Source organism: Bifidobacterium subtile (assembly GCF_000741775.1).
GTDB lineage: Bacteria > Actinomycetota > Actinomycetes > Actinomycetales > Bifidobacteriaceae > Bifidobacterium > Bifidobacterium subtile.
In genome coordinates this window covers 1-5,156 of the sequence record NZ_JGZR01000025.1, presented here as the reverse complement: position 1 = coordinate 5,156, position 5,156 = coordinate 1, and the positions used below count along the sequence as shown (strand labels likewise).

Here is a 5,156-nt window from a genome sequence, read left to right as displayed (position 1 = left end):
GCGTCGCGCGCCACGCGGGCGAGGGGCTCGCCGCCGAGCGCGCGTCTGGCCGCGTTCGTCTTGCATTCCAGCGTATACGAACGCCTGCACGCGCCCGTGTAACGCGGGTCCTCGCGAACCCATTTCACCAGCGCGCCCTCGGACGGGTAGCCGAGCTCGGCGACGACCTTCCTGATGGTCATGCCCTCCGTGAAATACAGGTCAACGGCCCTGCGCCGATCCTCCATCGAAAACATGCGAACTCCAATCCGGACGCCAAAACGTCCAACTTTTCGTCCGCACCCCCAACCCGAAAATTTTACGAGCATCTATTTGCGCAATGCAAACGAATGCTATAATCTCGTATCTAGGCTTGTGAATAACTGAATCCAGCGTTCCCCAATGACGGGGAAAATTCACCGACGAAGGGGTAGGAACGGGGACGATGACATTCACTACATAGAGCTATTTGAGGAGCATGAAACGATGAGGCATCAGGTGGAACGGCTGAAGCACGTAGCGCTGAGGCAAGGGGTAAAACCGGCCCGCGCGCTCACCGCAACCCTCGTCGCCGTCGGCATGATGGTGACAGGTTCCGTCGTCCTCGGCTCCTCCACCGCCAACGCCGACGATGGTCACAATAACGGTGCGATCTGCACGTCTACTACAGAGCCATTAGGCGATCAGACTTCCGGTAGCGGTAACGATGAGGGTATTGCTACTTTCGTTGGCGGCGACATGTATGTAGGTGGCAAGAAGTCGGGCATTACTTCTGCTAAAAACAACAATGCTCCTGAAGGTTCTTACGCCGTTGAGGCCGAAGGCTTGACCGCTGTGAACGGAAAGCTTCTGCTCCATCCAATGAAGCAGGCTTGGAATATTTGGAATAAAGACGGTTCGTTCAATCGTTCGCGTGGTTTCCGTTGGGGTATCGTCGGCTTTGGCTCGCAGTTCCGCCCAAAGGACGGTTCAACGGTGCTTTCGGTCGGTGGCAATAGCACCAATTCCGAGCTGAATTGGTTCGGTGGAGCCCAAGGCTGGACCGATAACGCTAATCAGGGTTCCAGCTGGCTCGGAACTGGAGCGGGAAATAGCGCTACCGGCGAGACGAATGATCATAACTTCAACGCGAACATTGCGGGCAATCAAACCACAGTGCAAAGCCGTAACAATTGGAAGAACGGCGAACAGTATTCCGTATATGCCATGGGCGGCAAGGGCAAAGTCAACTGGAATGGCAGCAAAACCGTTATTTCCGGAGTGAAGAATCCTTCGACGGGTTCGGATTACACGTATTCCGACTATAAGAATTATGTGGCTACGCTGTCCGGCAAGCTCGCGAAGATTTCTTCCAGCAACACTGTTACGAAAGGCAATGAGGATAATTACACAGGTTCTCGTTACTCGTACGGCTACAACACCTACGAATACAATGTCTATCGGTTCGATATTCAGAACAATTCCCGGCAGACGGAAATCACGCTGACTGGCAACGGCAAAGACGAGTTGCAGGTGTTCAATCTGGATGCATCAATGCTGAATAGCATTAGTGATGCCGGCGTGGTGTTCAACTTCAAGAACATTTCCGACAATGCTTCGGTTGCCGTCAATATTAATGGTAATGGCAATGATGTGAAGTTCCGCAATGGCTGGCAGTTCAAATGGAACGACGTCGATATCTCCGACGGCTACGTCATGATGAATTCGACGGGTGAAAACCGCTACAACAATACGCATGGGCAGGAATACGTCAAGCGTGCAAGCCAGCTGATGTGGAACTTCTATAACACCAACTCCCTTACCATCCTTGGCGGTAAGGGGTCGGGGCATATCAATACCGGCTGGTACGAGAACCAGAACCATGGTGATAAGCAAGACTGGTACAACGTCTACGTAACCGATGATCCGTCTGCCGCATGGATGGGTTCCGTTATGGTAACGGGCAACGATTCCGGTGCTGCGGGTAACTTCCAGTCGCATGTCTCCACCAACGGTCGTGTGTGGACTACCGGCGATTTCGAAATGTACAACAAGGATGTTGTTACCACAGGCAACGGTAATTTTGTCAACTCCGAAGGTAAATATTCCACCTCTGCAGTGGATATGGACCAGGAACGGCATAACCTGTCTTGGTACGGGCAGATGACCACCTCATGCTCCACGATCCAGTGGTCCAAGGTTGATGCTGATGGCAATGCATTGGGTGGCACCACGTGGTTGGTGTACGGCACGAAGAACGACGCTGTTGCCGCATCGGCTACTCCGCTTACCACCATCACCGACAACGGTTGGAATGATGGCGATGATGCGGATGGTCAGTTCTCGCTTGCCGGTCTTGCTCCCAACGCCACCTATTATCTTCGTGAGTTGGCAGCCGCTTCGCACTATACCAAGAACACGAACATTTATCGCATTGATACTGCAGAGGGTGGGACTAGTTCGACTACCATCAGCAAGGTATACGATACGGACGGCGTCGAGATTACAGTTGATAACAAGAAACTGCTGAACAACCAGGGTGCCATTATCAACGAAACCGCCGGTGCGGAGCTTGCTTGGTCGAAGGTCGACGGTACTGACAATGACGGTGCTCTTGCCGGTTCCGAATGGCAGTTGACTCGCACGGATACTGATCCTCCGCAGCAGTCTTGGACCATCACCGACAACACGACTACGCCTACCAGCGTTGCTCTGTCTGACGCTTCCGGCAATTCCATAGGTGATCTCACTTTGGATAAGAGCGGAGACACCGCTCAGGTTACCGTGACTGTCGCTCCGAGCGATGCCAGCCAGGAAGTGAAGTGGACTGGTACCCAAGGCTATGAGCAGGTGGCTCGTATTTCGTCCGACGAAGGATCGGGCACGTTCAACATCATTGCGGTTGGCAAGGGCAGCACGTCGTTCGCCGTCTGCTCCGCGTCGGATAGCTCGGTGTGCGCCACGTTGAACGTTAAGGTTAGTAGCGATTCCGTCATATCGCTGACGCTGTACAAGGCTGGCGATACAAGCAAGACCAGTATGGTCAATCAGAATGTGTCGCTTAAGTACAACGGAACGCTGCAACTGGCTGCGGAGGTGCAGCCCGTAAACACCGTTAAAACGTGGGAAAGCTCTAACCCCAATGTGGCTACCGTTAGTAATGACGGTCTTGTCACTGCGGTGAGCGCAGGCAACACCGATATCACGGTGAAGGCGGGCAACCTGTCGAGGACCGTACATATCACAGTGAAGCCGAAGTCCACCGTCGTGTACTACTACCGTACAGACGGTACTCCGCAAATCCACTATGCGGTCGGTGATGTCTGGAATACGCTGAACGTAAATGACGATCCCGCAATGGCTTCCGTTAGTGGATGCAACAACTGGTATTCATACGAGATTGCAAATCCGGATGGTAAGGAAGTCAAGGTCACTTTCCATGTTGGCAATAACTGGGACAACAATGGTGGTTCGAAGAATAGCTACGCCTCGGACGGCTATGTTGAAGCGATGACAGTGAAGAACGGAACTCGTAAGCTGTCGGTTCCCGACGTTTACGATTGCAACGTCACCACGGCTGCAGCCCGCAATATCAGCGCTCACGTGTACAGCGCGGTGCTGAAAAGCGGTATTGCCGTAGACGACGTTGCCGCAAACATGGTCAAGCCGATTGCCGAGAGTGCGTCCGCTGCAGGCACGCTTCCCGATCTGGATCCCGGTGTCGGTAAATTCCGCGTCAGCCTGAGTAACGGCACGTACACGTTGAAGGAGACCAAGGCTCCTGCCGGATACGAGCTTTCCACCAAGGAATACACGATCGTGGTTCGTGACGGTCAGATCGTAACGAACGAATCGATCCTTCCGACCGGCAATAAGATTCCCAACAACCGCAAGTCCGGCACTGTTGTATGGAATAAGAAAGATACCGGTGATGACGGTTCATCTGGAACCGGCGACGACTCGCTGCTTGGAGATACCAAGTGGACGTTGACCCAGACTCGTGCTTGGAATGCTGAAAAGGCTTCCATGGTTGAAGTATCTGGTGACAACTATGTGCACACGTTGATTGATAACGGTGGCGAAGGTGTGTATGCCGACAAGGATTCCGCTGCAGGCCAATTCAAGTTCGTGGGACTGCCGTGGGGCGTGTACACGTTGAAGGAACAGCCGCGTGATGGTTTCGCTACCAACGACACGACGTATACGTTCACGATTGACGCGAATTCGGTCGATGGTGAGATTCACCTTACGGTCGTAGGTGGCTCCGGCGCGACTGCGGAAACCGTGTACAACATACGTAAGACTGGTTCCGTGACTTGGTTGAAGGTCTCGAAAGGTACGAGTAGGCTGCTTTCCGGATCGCAGTGGACGTTGAAGCGCGTGCGCATGTGGAACGGAACAAGTTTTGTTTCCATGAGCTCCGCTGAAGCCTGGAACATCACGGACTGCGTTGACGCTACGTGCACTCCAACTAGCACTGGCGATCCCTACGATACTGACAACGCGGCAGGCAAGTTCGCATTGAGCGGCCTGAAGTGGGGTGAGTACGAACTCGTGGAAACCGTGGCACCTGACGGATTCAACCTGGACACCACGGTGCATAAGTTCACCATCGGTCCGAACGATTCGTCGGTTACGCTTAGCGTCGCTCTTGGTGATATTGAGAATGTGCCCGGTGTCGTCCTGCCTAGCACGGGCGGCGAAGGGGTGAACAAGATGTACACTGCGGGATTCCTCGCAGTGGCGATTGCCGTGGCCGGTCTGGCCTTGAGCCTCAGGAGGCGGCAATCATGATTATCGACTCTGTGAGAGGGGAGGGCGGCCCGTAGCTGTTCTATGAACGCCCTCTCCTAAAGGGCTGAAAACTTAACATCAGAGAAGATATAACGGGGGTGCGGACGAAAAGTTGGACGTTTTGGCGTCCGGATTGGAGTTCGCATGTTTTCGATGGAGGATCGGCGCAGGGCCGTTGACCTGTATTTCACGGAGGGCATGACCATCAGGAAGGTCGTCGCCGAGCTCGGCTACCCGTCCGAGGGCGCGCTGGTGAAATGGGTTCGCGAGGACCCGCGTTACACGGGCGCGTGCAGGCGTTCGTATACGCTGGAATGCAAGACGAACGCGGCCAGACGCGCGCTCGGCGGCGAGCCCTCGCCCGCGTGGCGCGCGACGCGGGCTGCACGCCGACGAGCGTGTAC

At 54.5% G+C, this 5,156-nt stretch carries 1 protein-coding gene and 2 pseudogenes; 2 read left to right on the top strand and 1 reads right to left on the bottom strand.

The genetic code is table 11. From position 1 onward, the window contains the following. Positions 1-236, bottom strand: a pseudogene (locus tag BISU_RS11380) (IS3 family transposase); the annotation flags it as partial. 229 nt (positions 237-465) lie between these two features. Here BISU_RS11380 and BISU_RS11825 point away from each other — a divergent pair. Together BISU_RS11825 and BISU_RS11820 are read left to right on the top strand one after the other, a co-directional pair. Next, positions 466-4,752 carry a SpaA isopeptide-forming pilin-related protein gene (locus BISU_RS11825; RefSeq protein WP_024464688.1) on the top strand — a complete coding sequence of 1,429 codons (4,287 nt, stop codon included), beginning with the start codon at positions 466-468 and terminating at the stop codon, positions 4,750-4,752. A gap of 144 nt (positions 4,753-4,896) precedes the next feature. Then, positions 4,897-5,156 (top strand): annotated as a pseudogene (locus BISU_RS11820) (transposase); the annotation flags it as partial.

Excerpts from the sequence above, each read along its gene's own strand:
- BISU_RS11825 (WP_024464688.1), top strand. The coding sequence starts at position 466 with ATGAGGCATCAGGTGGAACGGCTGAAGCACGTAGCGCTGAGGCAAGGG.